The sequence below is a fragment of the Jiangella endophytica genome, assembly GCF_003427025.1.
In the GTDB taxonomy this organism is placed as follows: domain Bacteria; phylum Actinomycetota; class Actinomycetes; order Jiangellales; family Jiangellaceae; genus Jiangella; species Jiangella endophytica.
The window spans coordinates 274,184-296,619 of the sequence record NZ_QVAI01000009.1; the positions used below are offsets into that span (position 1 = coordinate 274,184).

General features: G+C 72.1%; 20 protein-coding genes. 12 read left to right on the plus strand and 8 right to left on the minus strand.

Translation table 11 applies throughout. The features are described from left to right. Positions 1 to 18: 18 nt before the first annotated feature. From DZA62_RS19495 to DZA62_RS19525, 7 genes are all read right to left on the minus strand, one after another. A complete protein-coding gene (locus DZA62_RS19495; RefSeq protein WP_116950574.1) occupies positions 19 to 2,016 on the minus strand; it encodes a hypothetical protein in 1,998 nt (665 codons plus the stop codon). Positions 2,017 to 2,033: 17 nt separating this feature from the next. After that, positions 2,034 to 3,107 (minus strand): glycoside hydrolase family 130 protein, encoded by a 1,074-nt coding sequence (locus tag DZA62_RS19500; RefSeq protein ID WP_116950575.1) that lies wholly within the window; start codon positions 3,105 to 3,107, stop codon positions 2,034 to 2,036. Between the two features lie 2 nt (positions 3,108 to 3,109). Continuing rightward, complete coding sequence (locus DZA62_RS19505) at positions 3,110 to 3,943, minus strand: carbohydrate ABC transporter permease (RefSeq protein ID WP_198663965.1); 834 nt, start codon at positions 3,941 to 3,943, stop codon at positions 3,110 to 3,112. Continuing rightward, positions 3,940 to 4,902 carry a carbohydrate ABC transporter permease gene (locus tag DZA62_RS19510; protein WP_116950576.1) on the minus strand — a complete coding sequence of 321 codons (963 nt, stop codon included), beginning with the start codon at positions 4,900 to 4,902 and terminating at the stop codon, positions 3,940 to 3,942. Before DZA62_RS19510 ends, DZA62_RS19505 begins: the two co-directional genes overlap by 4 nt. Before the next feature lie 12 nt (positions 4,903 to 4,914). Beyond that, the gene (locus DZA62_RS19515) at positions 4,915 to 6,219 is read right to left on the minus strand and encodes an extracellular solute-binding protein (RefSeq protein ID WP_116950577.1); all 1,305 of its coding nucleotides are present in this window, start codon (positions 6,217 to 6,219) and stop codon (positions 4,915 to 4,917) included. Between the two features lie 82 nt (positions 6,220 to 6,301). Further along, positions 6,302 to 7,348, minus strand: coding sequence for a LacI family DNA-binding transcriptional regulator (locus tag DZA62_RS19520; protein ID WP_116950617.1), 1,047 nt, complete (start codon positions 7,346 to 7,348; stop codon positions 6,302 to 6,304). Positions 7,349 to 7,976: 628 nt separating this feature from the next. Continuing rightward, positions 7,977 to 8,360, minus strand: a complete 384-nt coding sequence (locus tag DZA62_RS19525) for a VOC family protein (RefSeq protein ID WP_116950578.1) — start codon at positions 8,358 to 8,360, stop codon at positions 7,977 to 7,979. Positions 8,361 to 8,468: 108 nt separating this feature from the next. On the opposite strand from DZA62_RS19525, the gene DZA62_RS19530 reads away from it, so the two are divergent. The 5 genes from DZA62_RS19530 (at position 8,469) to DZA62_RS19550 (ending at position 12,169) form a co-directional block, all read left to right on the plus strand. After that, positions 8,469 to 9,365, plus strand: coding sequence for a hypothetical protein (locus DZA62_RS19530; protein ID WP_157987773.1), 897 nt, complete (start codon positions 8,469 to 8,471; stop codon positions 9,363 to 9,365). Positions 9,366 to 9,428: 63 nt separating this feature from the next. Then, positions 9,429 to 10,457 carry a DNA polymerase IV gene (locus DZA62_RS19535; RefSeq protein WP_116950580.1) on the plus strand — a complete coding sequence of 343 codons (1,029 nt, stop codon included), beginning with the start codon at positions 9,429 to 9,431 and terminating at the stop codon, positions 10,455 to 10,457. Positions 10,458 to 10,563: 106 nt separating this feature from the next. Next, a complete protein-coding gene (locus tag DZA62_RS19540) occupies positions 10,564 to 11,163 on the plus strand; it encodes a molybdopterin-dependent oxidoreductase (protein WP_116950581.1) in 600 nt (199 codons plus the stop codon). Beyond that, positions 11,133 to 11,897, plus strand: coding sequence for a ferredoxin reductase (locus DZA62_RS19545; RefSeq protein WP_116950582.1), 765 nt, complete (start codon positions 11,133 to 11,135; stop codon positions 11,895 to 11,897). Before DZA62_RS19540 ends, DZA62_RS19545 begins: the two co-directional genes overlap by 31 nt. A 2-nt stretch (positions 11,898 to 11,899) precedes the next feature. Next, on the plus strand, positions 11,900 to 12,169 hold the full coding sequence (locus DZA62_RS19550) for a DUF6510 family protein (RefSeq protein WP_116950583.1): 270 nt from the start codon (positions 11,900 to 11,902) through the stop codon (positions 12,167 to 12,169). A gap of 128 nt (positions 12,170 to 12,297) precedes the next feature. Here the strand turns inward: DZA62_RS19550 and DZA62_RS19555 are convergent, their stop codons facing one another. Beyond that, positions 12,298 to 13,356 carry a LacI family DNA-binding transcriptional regulator gene (locus tag DZA62_RS19555; protein ID WP_116950584.1) on the minus strand — a complete coding sequence of 353 codons (1,059 nt, stop codon included), beginning with the start codon at positions 13,354 to 13,356 and terminating at the stop codon, positions 12,298 to 12,300. A 120-nt stretch (positions 13,357 to 13,476) separates the two neighbouring features. Between DZA62_RS19555 and DZA62_RS19560 the strand changes: the two genes are divergently transcribed. From DZA62_RS19560 to tyrS, 7 genes are all read left to right on the plus strand, one after another. Next, complete coding sequence (locus tag DZA62_RS19560; protein WP_116950585.1) at positions 13,477 to 15,438, plus strand: glycoside hydrolase family 127 protein; 1,962 nt, start codon at positions 13,477 to 13,479, stop codon at positions 15,436 to 15,438. Between the two features lie 11 nt (positions 15,439 to 15,449). Continuing rightward, positions 15,450 to 16,889 carry an ABC transporter substrate-binding protein gene (locus DZA62_RS19565; RefSeq protein WP_116950586.1) on the plus strand — a complete coding sequence of 480 codons (1,440 nt, stop codon included), beginning with the start codon at positions 15,450 to 15,452 and terminating at the stop codon, positions 16,887 to 16,889. A 17-nt stretch (positions 16,890 to 16,906) separates the two neighbouring features. Further along, positions 16,907 to 17,917 carry a carbohydrate ABC transporter permease gene (locus tag DZA62_RS19570; RefSeq protein WP_116950587.1) on the plus strand — a complete coding sequence of 337 codons (1,011 nt, stop codon included), beginning with the start codon at positions 16,907 to 16,909 and terminating at the stop codon, positions 17,915 to 17,917. Continuing rightward, on the plus strand, positions 17,914 to 18,780 hold the full coding sequence (locus DZA62_RS19575) for a carbohydrate ABC transporter permease (protein WP_116950588.1): 867 nt from the start codon (positions 17,914 to 17,916) through the stop codon (positions 18,778 to 18,780). Before DZA62_RS19570 ends, DZA62_RS19575 begins: the two co-directional genes overlap by 4 nt. Positions 18,781 to 18,802: 22 nt before the next feature. Continuing rightward, a complete protein-coding gene (locus DZA62_RS19580) occupies positions 18,803 to 19,945 on the plus strand; it encodes a mandelate racemase/muconate lactonizing enzyme family protein (RefSeq protein ID WP_116950589.1) in 1,143 nt (380 codons plus the stop codon). Between the two features lie 48 nt (positions 19,946 to 19,993). After that, the gene (locus DZA62_RS19585; RefSeq protein WP_116950590.1) at positions 19,994 to 20,626 is read left to right on the plus strand and encodes a DNA-3-methyladenine glycosylase; all 633 of its coding nucleotides are present in this window, start codon (positions 19,994 to 19,996) and stop codon (positions 20,624 to 20,626) included. A 79-nt stretch (positions 20,627 to 20,705) separates the two neighbouring features. Beyond that, on the plus strand, positions 20,706 to 21,983 hold the full coding sequence (tyrS, locus tag DZA62_RS19590; protein WP_116950591.1) for a tyrosine--tRNA ligase: 1,278 nt from the start codon (positions 20,706 to 20,708) through the stop codon (positions 21,981 to 21,983). Positions 21,984 to 22,436 lie beyond the last annotated feature (453 nt).

A 22,436-nucleotide genomic window follows, 5' to 3' on the forward strand; every position in this document is an offset into this window, starting at 1 on the left:
TGCCGGCCTCGCACACGCTCAGCCGGCCGACACGACGGCGAAGTCGCCCGGCCGCAGCGTGATCGTCGTCCGCCCGGTCAGGTCGCGCGCCGCCCGCAACCGGCCGGTGTCGTCGTACACCCGCACCGTCCCGGGCCCGTCGACGGCGACCCGCCGGGGCGTCGCCGCCGCGGAATGGAGCAGTTCGGCCCGCGCCAGGCCGTCGCCGGTCAGGGCGAGCCGGGACACCTCGGGCCGGACCAGCAGCGCGTCGAGCTCGACCGCGCCGCGCGACGCCGTCACGGCGACCGACGACGCGCCCGCGGGCACCGGGCGGCGCAGCGACAGCGGCAGCAGCGCCCCCGGGACCGCGGTCAGCCCCTGCGCGCCGGCGCGGTGCTCCAGCGCGCCGACCGTCCGCCCGGACGCCGTCCACGACGACCGCGCCGTCCCGCCGAGCGGCAGCCACGACACCGGCTCCACCAGCCGCGGCGTGTCCGACGGCCCGAGATCGAACGTCGCGGTGTCGCCGGCGTCGAGCGCCAGCAGCGACCCGCTCCACAGTGACTCACCGGTCCACGCCTGCGACGGCGCCCGTACGGTCCCGGTCGTCGACGTCGCAGCCTCGGCCTCGACCAGCTTCAGGCCGTCCCGAGCCGCGACCTCGGTCAGCCCGGCGGCGCGGTCGCGCACCGCGGCGTGAGCGTCCAGCGCGAGCATCGACAGTTGCCCGTGGATGGTGCTCTCCGCGCCGCTGTTCCGGTTGATCGTCCCATCGGCCGCCACTCCGTCGTACGTCACGCCGGTGGCCGGGTCGTACATCGGTGACCCCGCCGGGTTCGCGCCGAAGTACCAGCTCGCCGTCAGTGCCGCCAGCTCGTCGAACGCCGGGCGGCCGGCCGCCGCGCCGACGGCCAGCAGCGACTGCAGCCGCGAGTCGACGCCGTAGGCGATCTGCACGCGCTCCGTCGGCGTCGGCATCCAGCCGTTGTCGGCGCCACCCGCGGTGAGCAGCGTCGGCACGAACCGGGCCGAGTCGACGACGGCGGGCGCCACCAGCTTCGGCGCCCCCAGTGCCGTCGACGCGGCGGCCAGCGACGCCGGCATCTGCGACCCCCACGCGTGCCACATCGATCGCGACTGCGCCCACGGCAGGATCGCGCCGTACGGCCACGCGTCCGGGTCGCCGCCCATCGCCGCGACGCCCTCGGCCAGCTTCCGCAGCGCGTCCCGTGCCGCGGCATCCGACGGCGCGGCCCCGACGTACGCCGCCAGTCCCAGCACCGCCTCGGCCGTCGCGTCGGCGCCGTCGACGATCAGCCACGACGGCACCCGCAGCCCGTCGGCGACGGTGTACTCGCCGTACCGGGTCAGCACCTGCCGCTCGACGGCGTCGACGGCCAGCCCGAGCCGGTCCTGCAGGAACGCCGCGAACTCCGGGTCCTCCGAGGCGAACGCCGCGTACCCCTCGCCGAACGCCCAGATCGTCCGCGCCAGCCAGTAGCTCGGCCCGGAGTCCGACGGGTCGGGCAGCTCGACCGGCTCCGCGCTCGGGTTGAGCACGCCGTCGGGCTGGATCCACAGCACGACGTTGCCCGCGTCGGGCCCGCTGGACGTCTGCAGGTAGGCCAGCGATCGCAGCAGTTCGTACGCCTTCTCCTGGCTGGCCTGCGACCCGGTCTGCTGCCAGTGCCGCAGGTAGACGACGGCCGCGCGGGACACGTCGTCGGCGTTGTAGGCGCCCTGGGACCAGTGCCCGGTCGCCGGGTCGAGCGACCCGCCGCCGATCCGCTCGAACGTCCCGCTCGCCCGCGCGTCGGCGTACGTCCACGGGAAGGTCAGCTCCGGCTCCTCGGCCAGGCGGTACGTCGTGTGCCCGCCGACCGGGGCGGGGGAGGCGTGGTCGAGCAGGAAGTCCAGGTGCGCGGTGTTGGCCAGCGACGCGGCCGCGTCGGTCTGCGGAGCGGCCGCGGCGGCGAGGCCGCCCGAGCCCAGTGCCAGTGCGGCCAGCGCCGCCGTCCACGAGGTCCGCTTCATCGCGGCTCTCCCTTCGGTCAGAGGTCGGTACGGTCCAGCCGGGCGACGCCGATCTTGCTGTCGGCCATGCCGTAGAAGACGAAGTGCGCGCCGCCGATCTCCTCGATCGCGGTCGGGAAGACGACGTTGGGCACGATGCCGCTGCGCTCGTCGTCGGTCTCCGGCGCCAGCAGCGGCTGCGCCGTCCGGGCCAGCACGACGGACGGGTCGTCGGCGTCGAGCAGCAGGGCGCCGGCGGCGTAGTTGACCCGTTGCTGCTGGTCGACGCCCGACGCGAGCACACCGGTGACGCCGTGGTGCAGCAGCAGCCAGCCCTCGGGGACGCGCAGCGGCGCCGGCCCGCCGCCGATCTTCAGCTCCTCGAACGGGTGCTCGGGCCCGGCGAGGAACCGGTGTTCACGCCAGTGCACGAGGGCGCCGACGTCCTCCAGCACGTCCGCCAGCGGGACGTAGGAGATCCAGATGCTGTGCCGGTCGTCGGTGACGCCGCGCGGCAGCACGACGCCCTGACCAGGACGGATCTCGCCGAGATCCCACATCGGCCGGTGCAGCACGGCCAGGCTCTCGACCCCGGACGGCGCCGTCACCGGCGTCGGGAAGAACACGGTGTCCTTGTTGTGGAACAGGTTGAGGTCGATGTCGAGGTCGTCGTCGTACGCGAACAGCGCCGGGCCGAGCCGCCGCCACGTCCGCAGGTCGTCCGACACCGCGAGCGCGGTTCGCGGTCCGAGTGGCCCGTACGCGACATACGTCATGACGTGCAGCCCGAGCGCCGGGACGAACGTCACCCGCGGGTCCTCGACACCGCCGTGCGCCACCCCGTGCTCCCAGGCCCGGTCCGGCTCGAGGACGACGCCCTCGCGCTCGACGCCGACCGGCACGCCGTCGTCGTCGGTCACCACGCGGGCGAGGCCGACCCGGGACACGTTGCCCGCCGCGACCAGCCGGGGGAGCAGGTACAGCACGCCGTCCGGGCCGCGGCCGGACGCCGGGTTGAGCACCCCCTCGGCCTCGAGCGGGTTGCCGTCCTCGGGCGCCATGACGACGCCCAGCCGGGTCAGCGTGTACGGAATCGCGGTGGAGACGGGCATGCCTAGCCTTTCACGCCGGAATCGATGTTCGTGCTGGTGAAGTAGCGCTGGAAGACGATGAACAGAACGACGGCGGGCGCCGCCAGCACGACGGCGCCGGCCAGCACGGCGCCGAACGGGTTGGCCGCCGAGGCCGCCACGTTGCTGATGTAGTTGGCCAGCGACACCGCCAGCGGCTGCATCGACTGGTCCTTGGTGATGAGGAACGGCCACAGGAACTCGTTCCACGGCCCGATGAACGTGATCAGCACGACGGTCAGCAGCACCGGCCGGACCAGCGGCAGCGCGACGCTCCACAGCGTGCGCAGGTCGCCGGCGCCGTCGACGGCGGCCGCGTCGAACAGCTCACGCGGCAGCTGCAGGAAGTAGGCCCGGAACACGATGACCGCCGTCGAGTTGATCGCGAACGGCAGGATCATCCCGAGGTAGCTGTCGGCCAGCCCGTAGTCGCGCGCGATCAGCACGTACAGCGGGATCATCAGCAGCTGGAACGGCACCACCTGCACCAGCAGCGCCAGCGCGAACGTCGCGCCCCGGCCGCGCCACTGCAGCACCGCCAGCGCGTACCCGGCCAGCACTCCGAAGACGACCGTCCCGAGGATCACCCCGCCGGTGAAGATGCCGGAGTTCACCAGCCCCTGCAGCAGGTCGATGCGCCCGTCGATGGCGGCGTAGTTGTCCAGCGTCAGGTTCGACGGGTCCGGGAACGCGCCGCCCGGCGTCGGGTCCGGTTCGGCCTGCAGCGAGCCGATCACCATGTAGTAGAAGGGGAACAGGAAGGCCAGCGCGCCGATGCCGAGCACGACGTAGCGCAGCGCCGACGACCGGCGGCTCACGACTCACCACCCCCGACGAAGCGCCGCTGCAGCCACGCGACCAGCAGCACCAGCAGCACCAGGACGACGCCGATGGCCGCGGCCACGCCGGGCGTGCCCTGCTCGATGCCGCGCTGGTACATGATCAGCACCGGCGACGCCGACGCCCCGTTCGGCCCGCCGCCGCCCGTCAGCAGGTACGGCTCGGTGAACAGGTTCGCGCCGATGATCGTCGACAGCAGCACCACCAGCACCGTCGCCGGCCGCACCGCCGGAACCGTCACCGACCGGAACGTCCGCAGCCGCCCGGCGCCGTCGGTCGCGGCCGCCTCGTACAGCTCGCGCGGCACGTTCTGCAACGCCGCCAGGTACAGCAGGATGTAGAAGCCCAGCTGTTTCCAGGTGACGAAGAACGCGATCGACGGCATCGCCCAGAACGAGTTGATCAGCCACGGCGGGTCCGGCGCGAGCGGCCCGAGCACCTCGTTGACCAGCCCGTCGCCGCTGAACAGGAACAGCCAGACGCCCACGACCGCGACGGACGCCGTCACGTACGGGACGTAGAAGCTGACCCGCAGGAACACCCGGCCGCGGACCACCTGGTTGAGCAGCGTCGCCAGCACCAGCGACAGCACCACCGTCAGCGGCACGTTGATGACCAGGAAGATGCCGATGTTGACGAACGAGCGCCGGACGTCCGGGTCGGTCAGGACGTCGGTGTAGTTGTCCAGCCCGACGAACGGCCGGTCGACGTCGGCGCCGGGCGCGGCGAAGAAGTAGTCGTGGAACGAGATCCACACCGCGAAGCCCAGCGGGACCGCGAAGACGACCAGCACGTACGCCAGGTACGGCGTGCTGAACAGCAGGCCGGACGGGTTCCGGCCCAGCAGGCGCCGCCGCCGGTCGCGGGGGCGCCCGCGGCGTCCGGCGGGCGGCGGTGCGGCGCCGCCCGCCCGGGCGCCGGTGTCGACGACCGTCATGTCCGGCCGCCGTCAGGACTGGCCGGCCAGGCCGTCGATCTCGTCGGCGGCGCCCTGCAGGGACTCCTGGAGGTCGCCCTCGCCGAAGATCACCGACTGCGACCACGCGTCGCGCAACGTCTGCCACACGGCGACGGCGTTCGGGATGTTCGGGACCTCGACGGTGCGGGCGGCCTGGTCGCCGAACGCCTCGTAGGCCGGGTTGGCGGCGAAGTAGTCCGGGTAGGTGCCGGGGAGGTCCTGGCGCATCGGCATCTGACCGGTCAGCTCCAGCAGCAGGCCGTCCTGCTCCTGGCCGGTGGCGAACTTCAGGACGTCCCACGCCGTCGCCTGGTTCTCGCAGGCGGTGTAGAGACCGATGTTCTTGGCGTCGCTGAACGTGTAGGTCTGGTCGGCGGCGGTGCCGGCGGACGTCGGGACCGGGGCGGCGCCCCAGGCGATGTTCTCGCCGTAGACGCTGATCGCCCACGGGCCGACGATGGCCATCGCGGCCTGGCCGTCGGCGAACGAGTCGCCCTGATAGGTCTCGCGGCTGGCCAGGCCCTCGTCGTACAGCGACTTCCAGAACTCCGCGACGCTCCGCCCGGCGTCGTCGGCGAACGTCGCCGAGCCGTCCTCGACCAAGGCAGCGCCGCCCGTCTCGGCCGCGTAGAGCGGGTAGAAGTCGAACCAGTTCTGGAAGAACTCGCTGGTCGGGGCCGGCCAGATGGCCTTCGGCGCGGCGCCGGACGACACCAGCGTGCGGGCGGTCTCGAGGAACTCGTCGTAGGTGCCCAGCGGCGGGTTCTCCGGGTCGAGGCCGGCCGCGGCGAACATCTCCTTGTTGTAGAAGATCATCACCGGGTTCGACTTCCACGGCAGCTGGAAGTACTCGCCGTTCGCCGACCGGTACTGCTCGGCGATGTCGCCGCTGCGCGCCGCGACGTAGTCGTCGCCGTCGTCGAAGCTCGACAGCGACACCAGACCGCCCTGGCGCTCGAAGTCCGGGACCGCGACCGGCGCGGTGTTGAAGATGAGGCAGGGCGCGTTGCCGGCCGTGATGGCGGCGCCGATGACCTCCTCGCTGCTGGCGCCGGCCGGGATCTCCTGCGCCTCGATCTGCTCGTCGGGGTGCTCGGCGTTCCAGGCCTGAACCATCTGCTCGCCCCACGCGACCTCGGCCTCGTTGTTCGAGTACCAGATGGTGATGTCGCCGCGGCCGCCGTCACCACCGTCGCCCCCGCCGGTGGAGGCGTCGTCGTCGCCACCGCACGCGGTGACGGCGAGCAGGCCGGCCGCGGTCAGCGCGGCGGCGGTGACTCGGGTGCGTCGTTGCACGGTCGTCTCCTTCTGTCGTCCGGGCCGGTCAGTGCGCGGCCCGGTGTGGGTTCGGTGCGGGCGGGTGCCGCGAGGGAGCGCCTCAGCCGTTCGCCGGAGGCGACGGAGGGGCGGGTGCGGTCGATTCGCGGGGCACGAACCGCGCGGGCGGCAGGTCGGTGTCGCCGGGCTCCTCTCCGGCGATCGACCGCAGCAGCACCCGTGCGGCGACGGCGCCCCAGCCGGCCGCCTCGGTGGCCACGGTGCTGAGGGCGGGGAAGAGGTGCTCACCGACGTCGCTGCCGTCGAAGCCGGTGATCGAGAGGTCGTCGGGGACACGCAGCCCGGTTCGCTGCGCGAAGCCGAGCCCGGCGATCGCCATCGGGTCGTTCGCGTAGACGATCGCGGTCGGGGCGTCGGGCGGGGCGAGCAGGTCGCGGGTCGCGCGGGCGCCGTCGGCGGCCCGGAAGTCCGTCTCGACGACGAGGTCGGCCGGCAGGCCGGCGCGCGCCATGGCGTCCTCGAATGCCCGCCGGCGGCGGCTGCCGTGCAGCATGCGGGCCGGTCCGGCGACGTGCGCGATGCGCCGGTGCCCGAGCCGGACCAGGTGGTCGACGGCGGCCTCGATGCCGGCGCGATCGTCCATGGACACCGCCGGGAACGGCGACGGCGTCTCGGGGTGGCCGAGCGTGACCGCGGGGACGTTCAGCTCGCGGGCCAGCTCGATGCGGGCGTCGTCGTGGCGCAGGTCGGTGATGAAGACGCCGTCCACCCGGCGGTCGGCGACCAGTTTCCGGTAGGCGGCCAGTTCGGCCTCCTCGTCCGGGACGACGCTCAGCACCAGCGCCTGCCCGGCCGGGGCGAGCTCGCGCTCCACCCCGGCGATGAACGACGGGTAGAACGGGTCGCCGGTGATGATCTCCGGGTCGCGGGTGATGACCAGCCCCAGCGCGAACGCCCGGTTCACCGACAGCGCCCGGGCCCGCAGGCTCGGCTGCCAGCCCAGCTCGCGGGCGACCTCGAGGATCCGGTCCCGCGTCTGCGGCGACACTCCTGGCCTGCCGTTCAGCGCGAACGACACCAGCCCCTTGCTGACGCCTGCTCTCTCCGCGACGTCGGCGATGGTGGGTCGGGGTCGTTCGGCGGGCATCGGCGGCGCCTCCATTGGCGGTTTAAACCGGTTTAGGATCGGAGGCTATACCGGTTTAGGTGAGTCCCGCAAGAGCGCACCGTTCGCGAGGCCGTCCGGTCGCTCGCCGGGCTGGCCCTCCTCGCTCTCGCCCGGTTGCCCGGCAGCGTGCCCGCCGCCGGCTCGTCGGCCGCCTGGTCGCCGGCCAGCCGGCCGGTCGCGTGCCGGCTGCCCAGCTGCCCGGTCGCGCGGTCGCCTGGCTGCCTGGTCGCCCGTGGCGGTCGTTCCGGCGCCTTCGGACCGGAATGATCACGCCGCCGCCCGATGCCGGTCCGCACCAGATCTGCGCGCCCTGGCGACGCGCAAGTGCTCCTCGTGATGCGACCGCGTGACCCGGCTCGGCGGACCGTCACCTGCATCGGCTGCCGGTCGGCAGGTGAGCCGCCCCGTGCGTCGGCGGCGTACGCCGGAACCCTCGTACGTAGAACGCGGCTCGGTCCCGGGACGCGCGTGCGCCGTCGGCGTCGGTACCGGCGGTCTCCGCCAGCGGCCGCAGAACACCGGCCATCCGGTCATCCGGCCGCCGCCCACCGGGCAGGTGAACCGCCGGCCACCCGACCACCCGGCCGGCGAACGCCGGCCGATGACGTCAGCGAGCGCCGGCCTGCCAGAGGCCGATCACGTTGCCCTCGCTGTCGCGGAAGTACGCCGCGAACCCCATCTGCATGACCTCGGCCTTCGGGACCACGACGGTGCCGCCGAGCCGCTCGACGGTCGCGAGCGCCTCGTCCATGTCGTCCACACCGATCGTCACGATCGGCCCGGGCCGGGAGGCGTCGCGGGTGAACATGCCACCGTTGATGGCGCCGGGCTCCTTCGGCGCGCCCCGCTCGTCGGTGGGAGTGGTGGAGACCATGGTGTAGTCGACCTCCGGCATCGGGGTGATGTCCCAGCCGAAGGCGGCGCGGTAGAACTCGCGGGCCCGATCGAGGTCGTCGGCGGGTATCTCGAAGTGCACGACTTGTCCGGTCATGACGACCGCCCCCTCAGAGTGCTCCTACGACGAGCCTAGACCCGTTCCCGGCAGCCCGGGCTGACGTAGATTCGAGGCAGCCGACGTGAGCCGATGAAGGAGCCGACCATGGCGCACAGTCCCAGGACCATCCAGCCGGGCGACGTCCAGGACGAGCGGGTGGCCCGGCTGCCGCTGACCGCTGCTTACACCTGGGCCTACCTGCCGTCCGTCCTCGACGACGAGGGCCGCGCGGTCGACAACGCCGCGGTGGTCAACGGGCGGCTGTGGCCGCTGCGGTTCGACGAACACCCCACCACCGCCATGTCCGACGACCTCGACGCGCTGGCTGTCGAGGGACTGATCTGCCGGTACGCGGTCGAAGGCCAGTCCTACCTGCACGATCCGGCGTGGCGACGCCGGCAGCGGCTGGTCCGCCCGGTGAAGTCGGCGCTGCCGCGCTGCCCGGTCCACGACTCCGGCATCCGCGAGTTCGTCGGCGACACCATCACGTCGGTCCAGGACCAGGTCGGTTCCCTCCTCGGCGGCGCCGCCACCAGCGCCGGCACGACGAAGGTCCGCGACACCGTCGCCCGCATCGTCGAGGACGTCACCTTCCCGGTCGACCCCTCCAAGGCAACGGCGTACGGCCAGCGCATCCGCGACTTCCTCGGCGGCGCGCCGGCCCGCCACGACGACCACCCCGCTGACGCCTCGCGGTTCCCGGTCGCGGGGACGGCCGACGCCACGGCCGAGCCCGCCGGCGAGGTCGAGTACGACGCCCACGGCGCCGCCGTCGCGAGGGCCGGCCGCCCCGCCGACGCGGACGCCGAGCCCGATGTCGCAGGCGGGGCCCGCCCGGCCGCCGAGGCGCACGACGAGCAGCGCGACGACCAGCGCGACGACGACGAGCAGCAGGCGCCGGGCGAGGTCTGGCGCGCCGCGACCGACGACCCCACCAGTGACGTCACCGGCGACCCCGAGGATCACCCGGCCGACGACCCCAGCGACCCCGCCGGCCGCTGAGCCGCGCCGCCCGGTCCGCCCGCCGTCCCGCACGTTGTCGGCGCGGCCGGACACAATGACGCTGTGTCCCGTTGGGTCCTGCACGTCGACCTCGACCAGTTCATCGCTGCTGTCGAGGTGCTGCGCCGTCCCGAGCTGGCCGGCCGGCCGGTGGTCGTGGGCGGCGACGGCGACCCGTCCAAGCGCGGCGTCGTGGCCACCGCGTCGTACGAGGCGCGCGTGTTCGGCGTCCACTCCGGCCTCCCGCTGCGCACCGCGCTGAAGCGCTGCCCTGACGCCGTCTTCCTCCCGGTCGACAAGCCGGCCTACGAGGCGGTGTCCGAGGAGGTCATGGCGACGCTGCGCGAGTTCGGCACGGTCGAGGTGCTGGGCTGGGACGAGGCGTTCATCGACGCGGGCGAGGCGGGCGACGCCGACCCCGAGGGCGTCGCCCGCCACATCCAGCGCCGCGTCCGCGAGGCCACGGAGCTCGACTGCACCGTCGGCATCGGCGAGAACAAGCTGCAGGCCAAGCTGGCCACCGGGTTCGGCAAGCCGGCCGGCGTCGCCACGCTCACCTACGACTCCTGGTTCGACGTCCTCGGCGACCGCCCGGCCGACGCACTGTGGGGCGTCGGCGCGAAGACGGCCAGGAAGCTGGCCGAGATGGACATCCGCACCGTCCGCGACCTCGCCACCACGCACCCCGACACCGTCGCCGCGCGGTTCGGCCCCACCATCGGCCCGTGGCTGGTGCGCGTCGCGCGCGGCGTCGCGTCAGCGCGGGTCACCGGCGAGCCGTGGCAGGCGCGATCCCGCGGCAAGGAGTTCACGTTCCAGCGCAACGTCGAGGACTGGAACGAGGTCGAGCGCGAGGTGGTGCGGCTGGCGCGCGAGGTCGCCGATGAGGTCGTCGCCGAGGGGCGGCCGGCCGTCCGGGTCGTCGTCAAGGTCCGCTACGCCCCGTTCTTCACCTCGACGCACGGCCACAAGCTGCCCGAGCCCACCAGCGACGGCGACGTGCTCGCCGCGGCGGCGCTGGTGGCGCTGGGCCGGTTCACCGATCGCCGGCCCGTCCGGCTCCTGGGTGTTCGTGCCGAGTTCGGTGGTTGACACATTCGACATCTCGAATGCTCTGGACTCTTGACCTAGGTGAGAGGACCATGTCCGCAGGGTGGGGTGGGCGCGCACTGCAGGCGCGAGGGAACGGGGTGGAACGATGGGGATCGTGTCTCCGGGGTTCCGGAGGAGACGGCGCGACGACGACGTCCAGCTGCCGCCGGGTCAGTACCTGACCGAGGACTTCCCGGTCCTGTCCGCCGGGCCGACGCCGAACATCCCGCTGGACCGGTGGGAGTTCGTCATCGCCAGCGAGACCGGCCAGGAGTACCGGTGGACGTGGGACGAGCTGCAGGAACTGCCGGCCGAGGAGCCGACGGTCGACATCCACTGCGTCACCAAGTGGTCCAAGCTGGGCACCTCGTGGCGCGGGGTGTCGCTCGACCTGCTCATGGAGGACGTCGAGACGACGGCCGACTACGCCCTCGCGCACAGCTACGGGGGCTACACGACGAACCTGCCGCTCGAGGACCTGCTCGACGGCAAGGCGTGGATCGTCTACGAGTACGAGGGCTCCGAGCTGGCGCCGCAGCACGGCGGGCCGGCGCGGCTGCTGGTGCCGCACCTGTACTTCTGGAAGTCGGCGAAGTGGGTGCGCGGCCTGCAGCTGCAGGAATTCGACGAGCTGGGGTTCTGGGAGAGCGTCGGCTACCACGACTACGGTGACCCGTGGCGCGAACAGCGCTACGCGGGCGATTGAGCCCCCGGCTCGAGTGGCGCGTCGCGACGCTCGCCGGTGTCCGTCAGGAGACCCCGACCGCGCTGACGTTGCTGCTCGACGTGCCCGGCTGGCCTGGTCACGTGCCGGGCCAGCACGTCGACGTCCGGCTGACCGACGAGGACGGCTACAGCACCCAGCGCAGCTACTCCCTGGCCGCCCCGGCCGACGGCGACCGCGTCGAGCTGACCGTCCAGCGGGTGAAGGGCGGGGAGGTGTCGGAGTACCTGACCGACACGTTCTCGGTCGGCGACCCGGTCGAGCTGCGCGGCCCGGTCGGCGGCTGGTTCGTCTGGCATCCGTCGCGGACGGCGCCGGTGCTGCTGGTGGCGGGCGGGTCGGGCATCGTGCCGCTGATGGCGATGATCCGGGCGCGACGGCAGGCCCGCAGCCGGGCGCCGTTCCGGCTGATCCACTCCGTCCGCTCGCCGTCCGACCAGTACTACGCGTCCGAGCTGCGCCGGGCCACCCGCGACGAGGGCGGCCTGGACATCGCGACCGTGTACACGCGGTCGGCGCCCACCGGCAGCGCCCGGCCGCCGCGCCGCATCGGGCCGGCCGATCTGGAGTTGTACGGCTGGCCGCCGCAGTTCGAGCCCACCTGCTACGTCTGCGGCCCGACCGGGTTCGTCGAGAAGGTGGCGAACACGCTGGTCGGCCTGGGCCACGACCCGCGCCGCATCCGCACCGAGCGGTTCGGCCCGACAGGAGACTGACCATGACGCAGGAGTACCAGGACGGCAATGCGCTGGCCGGTCCGCTCGCCGAGTTGTTCGCCGTCGACGTCACCGCCGCCACCGGCCGCTGCGTGAGCTGCGGCGACACCCGCAGGGTCGCGGATCTGCGGGTCTACGGCCACGCGCTCGGCTGGGTGGCCCGCTGCCCGAGCTGTGAGCACGTGATGCTCCGGCTGGTGCGAGCGCCGGACGCGGCCTGGATCGACCTGCAGGGTACGCTGAGCCTGCGCGTTCCGCTGCCGCCGGCCTGACGACGCCAGCGGGCGTGCCACGGCCGCCGCGCCGGCCGCGGTCGCAGCGCTTCCGGCCGGCGCCGCGGCGATGCGACGGCGAACGCGGCAGCCCGGCCGACCGGGCGCGGCCCACCGAAATGCCCGGCTCACGGCTCGATCAGTCGCACCCCCGTCGACTCACGCAACATCAGCCACGCAGGCACGGTGTGTACTCCGCCCTCGACCGGCTGGCCGGCGATCATGTCGAGCAACCGCGTCGCCGCGACCTGGCCCACTTCACGCAGATTGGGGTCGACCGTCGTCAACGGCGGCCGGCAGCCCGCTGCCATCGGTTCCCAGTTGTCGAACCCGATGACCGCGATGTCGCCCGGCACTCGCAGCCGCCGGTCTCGTAGCGTCTCGACGACGCCGCGGGCGATCTGGTCGGAGCCGCAGAAGACGGCGTCGGTGTCGGGCGCCGCATGCAGGAGCATCTCGGCCGCGCGCCGTCCCCAGTCCTCGCTCCACTCGCCGTAGAACACCTGCCCGCCCGCCAGGCTCAACCCCGCGTCGTCGAGCACCTGGCACAACCCGGCGGCCCGCTCCCGGGGGTCGGCGAAGCGTTCGGGGCCGGTGATGTGGCCGATGCGGGTGCGGCCGCTGGCCAGCAGGTGCCGCGCAGCCAGGATGCCGCCGCCGATGTCGTCCGTGGTGACGCAGAAGTCGGCCGGGTCGCTCGACTGCGCGATGACGTAGACCACCGGCACACCGGAGGCCACCGCGAGCGGCGCCCGGGTCTGTTTGCGGCGGCCGGCGACGATGATGCCGTCGACGCGGCGTTCGTCGAGGGTCTCCGCGTGGTGATGCTCGCGGATGGGGTCGTCGCGGGTGTCGCACAGGAAGACCGAGACGCGGTCGGCGCCGAGGGCGTCCTCGACACCGAGCATGAGCGGGTTGCCGAACCGGCCGAACCGGTCGGTGGTGATGACGGCGACGGTGTAGGTGCGGCCGGACTGCAGGCTCTGGGCCAGCGAGTTGGGCCGGAACCCGAGCTCGCGCGCGGCGGCGACGACCCGGGCCCGGGTCTCTTCGCGCAACTGGCCGCGGTTGTTCAGCGCCTTCGACACCGTCCCGACCGACACGCCGGCTCGTGCGGCGACGTCGCGGACCGTGGGCACCCGCTGCTGGGACACCGTTCGATCACCCCTCCAGGTCGATCCGCTCATTGTGGTCGTGCTTGACGAGTCTGGCGAAGGCGCACTAGCGTGCCGCCAGAAAACCTATTCCGGATACGCACACTACACCGCATACTACGTGCAGGAAAACAGTTTCCGAAGGTGGTGACCATGACACAGCTCAAGCCGGCCGGCCCGGTGGCGCCGTCCGCCGCGGCCGCCGTCCGGCTCCGGCCGCTCGGCCTCGGCGGCGTCCGGGTCACCGGCGGCCTGGCGGGGGAGTGGCAGCGACGCACCCGCGACGTCACCGTCCCGCGGGCGGTCGAACTCATCGTGTCGACGGGGACGCTGCGCAACCTGGAGATCGCGGCGGGCGAGGCCGAGGGCGTGTTCCGCGGCATGCACTTCGCCGACTCCGACGTCACCAAGGTGCTCGAGGCCGTGGCCTGGCAGTTGGCCGCCCACGGCCCGGACGCCGCGCTGGAAGAGACCGCCGTCCGATGGGCCGGCGTCCTCGAGCGCGCCCAGCGGCCCGACGGCTACCTGAACTCCTGGATCCAGGTCGCCGCGCCCGACCGCCGCTACGCGGACCTCGTCTCCAGCCACGAGCTGTACTGCTACGGCCACCTCATCCAGGCCGGAGTCGCCCTCGACCGCGCTACGGGGAACGACCGGCTGCTCGCGGTCGCCCGCCGCGCCGCCGACCACGTCGTCGCCGAGTTTCGCCGCGGCGGCCGCGCCGGCCTCGACGGACATCCCGAGATCGAGACCGCGCTGGTCGAGCTCTACCGGCACACGGGCGAGCGGTCCTACCTCGACCAGGCTGCCCAGTTCGTGGAACGGCGGGGCCACGGTTTCGCCGGCGAGTCCGACCGGGGCTCGGTCTACCTCGTCGACCACGAGCCGGCCCGCACCGCCACGACGCTGAACGGCCACGCCGTCCGCGCGCTCTACCTCGAGGCCGGCGTGGTCGATGTCGCGGCCGAGACCGGCGACACCGAGCTGCTGGCCGCGTCCATCCGCCGCTGGGACGACACCGTCGCCCACAAGACAGCGCTCACCGGCGGACACGGCTCGCGGCACCTGTTCGAGGCGTTCGGCGACCGCGACGAGCTGCCGCCCGACCAGTCCTACAACGAGACGTGCGCCGCCGTCGCGAGCATCCACTGGAGCTGGCGGCTGCTGCTGGCAACGGGCGAGTCGCGGTTCGCCGACCTCGTCGAGCGCACGCTCTACAACACCGTCGCGGCCAGCACGAACGTCCACGGCGACCGCTTCTTCTACGTCAACGCGCTGCAGCGCCGCCCCGACGCCACCCCGCCGCCCAAGGGCGGGCGCCGTCGCCCCTGGTTCCGGTGTGCGTGCTGCCCGCCCAACGTCGCCCGGCTCATCGGCTCGCTCGGCCACTACGCGGCCACGACCAGCGACGACGGCGTCCAGCTGCAGCTGTTCCTGCCGGCGGAGATCGAGACGAACGACGGCGTCCGGCTGACGGTGGCGACGGCGTACCCCGACGACGGCCGCATCCGCGTCACCGTCGATCAGACCCCCACGCGACCCTGGCGGCTCGAGCTGCGGCTGCCCGCCTGGAGCGCTCCGGACCACACCGCTCTCAGCGTCGCGGGCGCCCCGGCCGACGTCCGCCCGGACGAGCGCGGTTACCTCGTCGTCGACCGTTTGTGGCGGCCCGGCGACACCGTCGAGCTCGACCTCGACGTCGCTCCGCGGCTGACCTACCCGCACCACCGCCTCGACGCGCTGCGCGGCACCATCGCCGTCGAGCGCGGACCGCTCGTGTACTGCTTCGAACAGATCGACCAGCCCGCCGGCGTCACGCTCGACGATCTCGCGCCGACCGGCGACGACACCCCGACGACGCGTCGGGAGAGCAGCCCCGGGCTGCCCGGACCGGTCACCTTCGTCGACCTCGCGGCCGACGTCCTGGCCGCGCGGCCCCGCACCGGCCTGCCCTACGGCGCCGCCCCCGCGACCGACCCGGCCGTGCGCGCCCGGGTCGTCGCGCGGGCCGTGCCCTACCACCTCTGGGACAACCGCGACGGCGGCGCGATGCGCGTCTGGTTGCCCCGCTCACCCCGCCACGGCGCTGCCTCGGCGACCGTCATCGAACCCTAGGAGAACCGACGATGCCTCTCTCCCCGACCCGACGCCGGCCCGCCCGGCGCCGCCTCGTCCTGGCGCTGACCGCCGCCGCGGCCACGCTCGCGGTCACCGCGTGCGGGGGCGGTGGCGACGACACCGACGGCGGCAGCGGCGACTCCTCCGAGCCGCTGACGTTCTGGACGCTGGAGTCCGAGCCGAACCGCGTCGCCCGCACCGAGGCCAACCTCGAGCGGTTCACCGAGCAGACCGGCATCGAGGTCGACCTCGTCACCGTCGAGGAGACCAGCGTCCCGCAGCAGATGATCACCAACGCGGCGTCCGGCACGCTGCCCGACGTCGTCGACCACCCGATGGTCATGACGAGCCGCTGGCTGGCCGACGGGCTGCTCGACGCCGAGGCCGCGCAGGAGGTCGTCGACGAGCTCGACCCGTCGACGTTCCGCGAGGCCGGGCTCGGGTTCGCCACCGTCGACGGCACCGTCGCAGCCGTTCCCACCTCGGGCTGGGGCTTGATCATGCACTACCGCAAGGACTGGTTCGACGCGGCCGGGCTGGCGCCGCCGACGTCGTTCGAGAACATCCTCGCCGCCGCGCAGGCGCTGCACGACCCCGGCAACCAGCGCTATGGCATCGTGCTCGGCAACGACCCCGGCCACCAGGTGACACAGCAGATCTTCGAGCACTTCGCGCTGGGCAACGGCTGCCAGCTGATCGGCGAGGACGACGAGCTCGCTCTCGACGACGAGCGCTGCGTCGAGACGTTCGAGTTCTACGACGAGCTGCTGCGGAACTACGCGCCCGCCGGCACCTTCAACAGCGTCGACCAGCGCGCCGCCTACCTGGCCGGCCAGGCCGCCATGATGCCGCAGGGCCCGTTCACGCTGCACCGCCTCGCCGGCCTCGAGGACGCCGAGCTGGCCAACTGCGCCGAGTGCGCCGCCGACCCCGGCTACCTCGCCACCAACACCGGCATCGTGTCCGAGATCGAGGGCTACCACGGCGACACCGCGCAGTACGGCCGCATCAGCAACCTCGGCATCACCGTCGACGCCGACACCGAGAACGCCCAGGAGCTGGTGAAGTACCTGGTCGGCGACGGCTACACCGAGTGGCTCGCGCAGGTTCCCAACGGCATGATCCCCATGCGCACCGGCACCCCCGAGGAGCCGACGGCGTTCGTCGACGCCTGGCAGGAGCTCAACATGGGCGTCGACCGCGAGGGCACACTCGCCGAGTACTACGGCGACGACACCGTCACCGAGCTGGTCGACGGCGCGCAGAACTTCGACGCGTGGGGCATCCAGCAGGGCTTCGGCGAGCTCGTCGGCGTGCTGTACGAGCTCACGACCATCCCGGCCGCCGTCGGCGACGTCCAGAACGGCGTGCTGACGCCCGAGGAGGCCGCGGCCGACGTCCAGCAGCAGCTGACCGACGAGCTCGAGCTCATCGGGTCCGCCGGCTGACCCCGTCAGGACACCCGATGACCACCACCACGCAGGCGCCGCCGGGCTCCGACCGGCCCGGCGGCGCCCCGTCACGCGGCGGCCGGCGCGATCGCAAGCCGTCCCCGTCGCGGCGGCGCGAGGCGCGCTTCGCCTACCTGCTCCTGCTGCCGGCCATCCTCGCCACCGTCGTCCTGGTCGCGCTGCCGGTGCTCTGGAACGTCACGATCAGCCTGCAGAGCCTGCGGCTGATCGAGTTGCGCAACTTCACGCCGTTCGGGTTCCTCCAGGCCGAGCTCGGCTTCGACAACTTCCGGCTGGTGACGGGGCAGCGCGAGTTCTGGCCGACGGTCGGGCGCACCGTCGTCTACGCGCTGGCCGGGACGGTGCTGTCGCTGCTGCTCGGCGTGTGGGCGGCGCTGGCCATGCGGCGGCCGTTCCGCGGCCGGGGCGCGGTGAAGGCCCTGCTGCTGGTGCCGTACGTGCTGCCGGTGGTGGCCGCCGCGTTCGTCTGGCGGACCATGCTGTCGCCGCAGTACGGCGTCGTGAACGCCTGGGGACACGACTGGTTCGGCTGGTCGCGGGTCGACTTCTTCGGCCAGCAGTCCATCGACCTCCCGCTGGTGGGCACCGTCCCGCTGGCGTTCAGCACCGTCATCGCGTTCGAGGCGTGGCGCTACTTCCCATTCGCGTTCATCTTCGTCTACGCGCGGCTGCAGGCCATTCCGAAGCACCTGTACGAGGCGGCGACCATCGACGGCGCCACCATCACCCAGCAGTTCCGGCACGTGACGTTCCCGGCCCTGCGCGGTGTGCTGGCCGTGTTGTTCCTGCTGCGGTTCATCTGGAACTTCAACGACTTCACCAACATCTACCTGCTCACCGGCGGCGGCGCCGGCACGCGGGTCATCTCGATCGAGATCTACGAGTGGCTCATCGGGCGGAGCAACCCGGGTGCTGCGGCGGCGCTGTCGCTGATCCTCGCCGCGGTGATGCTCGTCGTCCTGACGGTGTACGTCCGGTGGCAGGCGAGGAAGGACCAGGCATGAGCCGGCACGCGTTCGAGGAACGGTTCTTCCGCATCGCCCGCCGGGTCAGCATCGCGTTCTTCGTCGGCATCACGGCGTTCCCGCTGCTGGTCATGCTCGGACTGTCGTTCCGGCCGGTGTCGTCGCTGCTCAACGAGCCCGGCCGGCTGCTGCCGCGGCTGTCCGAGATCGACCTCGGCGGCTACACCCGCATCCTGTCCAGCCGCGAGGACGGCGGCTTCGGGTTCGGCGGCTTCATCGGCAACAGCGCCTACATCGCCGGCGTCACCGTCGTCCTGTCGCTGTCGTTCGGCATCCTCGCCGCCTACGCCGCCACCCGGCTGCGCTACCGGGGCGCGTCGTTCGTCAACGCCTCGATCCTCATGGTGTACCTGTTCCCGCCGCTGGTGTTCGCGGTGCCGCTGTTCGTCATGTTCACACGCCTGGGCATGCGGCCGTCGTTCACCGCGGTCATCATCATCTACTTCGCCTACACACTGCCGCTGGCGCTGTACATGCTGCGCAACTACTTCAGCAGTGTCCCCGCCGACATCGAGGAGGCCGCCCGCATCGACGGCGCCTCCCGGCTCGGCGTCATCCGGCACGTCATCGTCCCGCTGTCGGCGCCGGCCATCGCCACCGTCGGCATCTACGTCTTCATGTCGGCGTGGGACGAGTTCCTGTTCGCCCTGCTCTTCCTGGTCGAGGACCGCGGCTCGTGGACCGTCGCCCTGGGCATCAACCAGCTGGAGGCGAACGTCGGCACACCGACGACGGTGCTCATGGCCGGTTGCGTGGTCATCACCATCCCCGTCGTCGTGGCGTTCTCGCTGGCCCAGCGTTTCCTCACCGAAGGACTCACGTCCGGCTCGGTGAAGGACTGACCCGTTCATTGGAGAAGACACCGTGATCGTGACCGATGTTCGTCCCCTCCTGCTCGACCGGTACCTGCTGGTCGAGGTTCGGACCGACACCGGCCTGACCGGGCTCGGAGAGTCCGGCGCGTGGGGGTTCCTCGAGGCGTCGGCGGGGGCGGTCGAGGCGTTCGGCCGCTACCTCGTCGGTCAGGACCCCCTGCTCATCGAGCACCACTGGCAGTACATGTACCGGTCCAGCCACTTCGGCGGCTCGGCCGTCATGGGTGCGCTGAGCGCCATCGACATCGCGCTGTGGGACATCAAGGGCCAGCACTACGAGACGCCGGTCTACGAGCTGCTCGGCGGGAAGGTGCGGTCGAAGGCGCGGGCCTACGGGCACGTCTTCGGCGCGACGCGCGAAGAACTGGTCGAAGGTGTGGTGGCCGCCAAACAGGCCGGGTTCACCGCCGTCGGGCATCTGACGCCGTTCCTGGACGTCCCGTTCTCGGAGCCGTACTTCGAGACGCACGCGCAGAAGGTGGCCGGCGCCGTCGACGCCGTCCGGCAGTACCGCGAGGCCGTCGGCGACGACGTCGACCTGTGCATCGAGATCCACCGCCGGCTCACCCCGGCCGAGGCCGTCCAGGTGGCGCTGGGCATCGAGCCGTACCACCCGATGTTCATCGAGGACCCCGTGCTGCCGGACAACGTCGACGAGATGGCCTACGTCGCCGGCAAGATCAACGTCCCGATCGCGACGGGGGAGCGGCTCACCAGCCTCTGGGAGTTCGACACGCTGCTGCGCCGCGACGCCGTCCAGTACGTCCGACCCGACGTCTGCCTGGTCGGTGGCATCACCGGCGCCAAGAAGGTCGCCGCGCTGGCCGAGGCCCGGCACGTCGGCGTCATCCCGCACAACCCGCTGAGCCCGGTGTCGACGGCGGCCTGTCTGCAGATCGCCGCCACCGTCCCGAACTTCGTCCTGCAGGAGTACCCGCTGGGCGAGGACGAGTTCCCGAAGAAGGACATCGTCGAGCGCGCCTATGGTTACGACGGCGCCGGCTTCCTCACCATCCCCGACGTGCCGGGCATCGGCGTCACCCTGCGCGACGGCGCCGTCGAGGCCGCGCCGCCGAAGCCGTGGGAGATCCAGACCCGGCTGCACATCGACGGCTCGGTCATCGACCAGTGACGCGACCACCGGCCGCGGCGAGCTGACCCCGTCGTCGATACTGGCGCGGTGGAGACGGCGACGATCGACCGCGCGTTCCTGGCCCGTCCCGGCCTCGACGTGGCCCCCGACCTGCTCGGCAGCGTGCTGCGGCACACGACGCCCGAGGGCACGGTCGCGGTGCGGCTGACCGAGGTCGAGGCGTACCAGGGCGCCGACGATCCCGGCTCGCACGCCTACCGCGGCCGCACCCCGCGCAACGAGGTCATGTTCGGGCCGGCCGGCCATCTCTACGTCTACTTCACCTACGGCATGCACTTCTGCGCGAACGTGGTGTGCGACGTCGACGGGACGGCGACGGCGGTGCTGCTGCGCGCCGGCGAGGTGATCGAGGGCGCGTCGCTGGCGGCGGCGCGGCGGCTGTCCGCGCGGGCACCGCGCGAGTACGCCCGCGGCCCGGCCCGTCTGACCTCCGCCCTGGGCCTCGGCCGCTCCGACAACGGCGTCGACCTCTGCTCCGTGGGGTCGCCGACGCAGCTGCTGCCGGGCCCGCCCGTCGATGCCACCCGGGTGCGGACCGGCCCGCGCGTCGGCGTCAGCGGACCGGGTGGCGACGGCGACGCGTACCCGTGGCGGTTCTGGCTGGACGGGGAGCCGACGGTGTCGCCGTACCGGCCCCACGTGCCCAAGCGCCGGAAGTGATTCGCATCGCTCGGCCGGCGTGCGAGACCATGGGTGCGTTCATGCTCACATCCCTTCACGAGGAGACCGAGGACCGACCGTGACCGACATCCTGGACGAGCTGCACTGGCGCGGGCTCATCGCGCTGTCCACTGACGAGCAGGCCTTGCGCACTGCTCTGGCAGCCGGCCCGGTCACCTATTACTGCGGGTTCGACCCCACGGCGCCGAGCCTGCACATCGGCAACCTGGTGCAGATCCTCACCATGCGACGCCTCCAGGTGGCCGGCAACGACCCGCTGGCGCTCGTCGGCGGGGCGACGGGGCTCATCGGCGACCCCAAGATGACCGGCGAACGGACGCTGAACGACCGCGACACCGTCGCCGGCTGGGTCGAGCGCATCCGCAAACAGATCGAACCGCTGCTCGACTTCGACGGGCCCCATCCGGCGCGCATGGTGAACAACCTCGACTGGACGGCGCCGCTGTCGGCCATCGACTTCCTGCGCGACGTCGGCAAGCACTTCCGGCTCAGCCGCATGCTGTCCAAGGAGTCGGTGAGCGCCCGGCTCAACAGCGAACAGGGCATCAGCTTCACCGAGTTCAGCTACCAGATCCTGCAGGGCATGGACTACCTCGAGCTGTACCGCCGGTACGGCTGCGTCCTGCAGACCGGTGGCAGCGACCAGTGGGGCAACCTCACCAGCGGCGCCGACCTCATCCACCGGGTCGAGCGGCAGTCGGTGCACGTGCTGGCCACGCCCCTCATCACCAAGGCCGACGGCACCAAGTTCGGCAAGACCGAGTCCGGCACCGTCTGGCTCGACGCCGAGATGACCAGCCCGTACTCCTTCTTCCAGTTCTGGGTCAATGCCGACGACCGCGATGTGGTCGGCTACCTCAAGGTGTTCAGCTTCCGTTCCCGCGAGGAGATCGCCGAGTTGGAGCGGGAAGCGGCCGAGAAACCGGCGGCACGCTCGGCCCAGCGCGCGCTGGCCGAGGACCTCACGTCGTTGCTGCACGGGCCTGACGAGACCGCGAAGGTCATCGCGGCGTCCCGGGCTCTGTTCGGCATGGGCGCGCTCGAGGAGCTCGACGCCGGGACGCTCAAGGCCGCCCTCGACGAAGCCGGCGCACGGCCGTTGAACGTGGGGGAGGAGCTTCCCTCGTACGTCGACCTGTTCGTCGGGTCCGGCCTCGTCGATTCCCGCTCCGCGGCCCGCCGCGCCATCTCCGACGGCGGGGCGTACGTCAACAACGTGCGCCTCGATCCCGGCCTCGCTCCGGACGACCGGCCCGGCCGCGACGATCTTCTGCACGGGCGTTACCTCGTGCTCCGCCGGGGCAAGCGCACCGTCGGTGGGGTCGAGCTGGCCTGACACGTCGCTGACCTGCACAAATGCGGGTGAGACGGCCGTCACAACGATTCACCGGGTCAGGATTTGACTCCCGCTCCCCGGGGCCGTAAGTTTCTCTTCGGCTCAAGGGGAGCGGGACGCGGGAAACGGCGGCCGACCTGCAGAGTCACCACCACTTCAGCTCACTGAGCAGACCCTTGTCTGGGTCCGGTCAGCGCCGGGTGGGGGGAACTGCGAAACGGTTTGTCTCGACGGGCCAGACGCAGTAAGGTTGAGGAACTGCTTCGGGCAGGGGTTCTGGTTCCAGAACCGTCCGCCAGGCTAAGCCTGGTGCTGACCGAAGAAGATCCTCACCGGATCAACAGCGTCTCACGCTGACTCCTTAGCGGGTGTCTTGTGAGTGCGTCCGATTTTTGAGAACTCAACAGTGTGCCTGATGATGTTTGGTTGATGCCAAGTTTGTTTGTGTCCTCA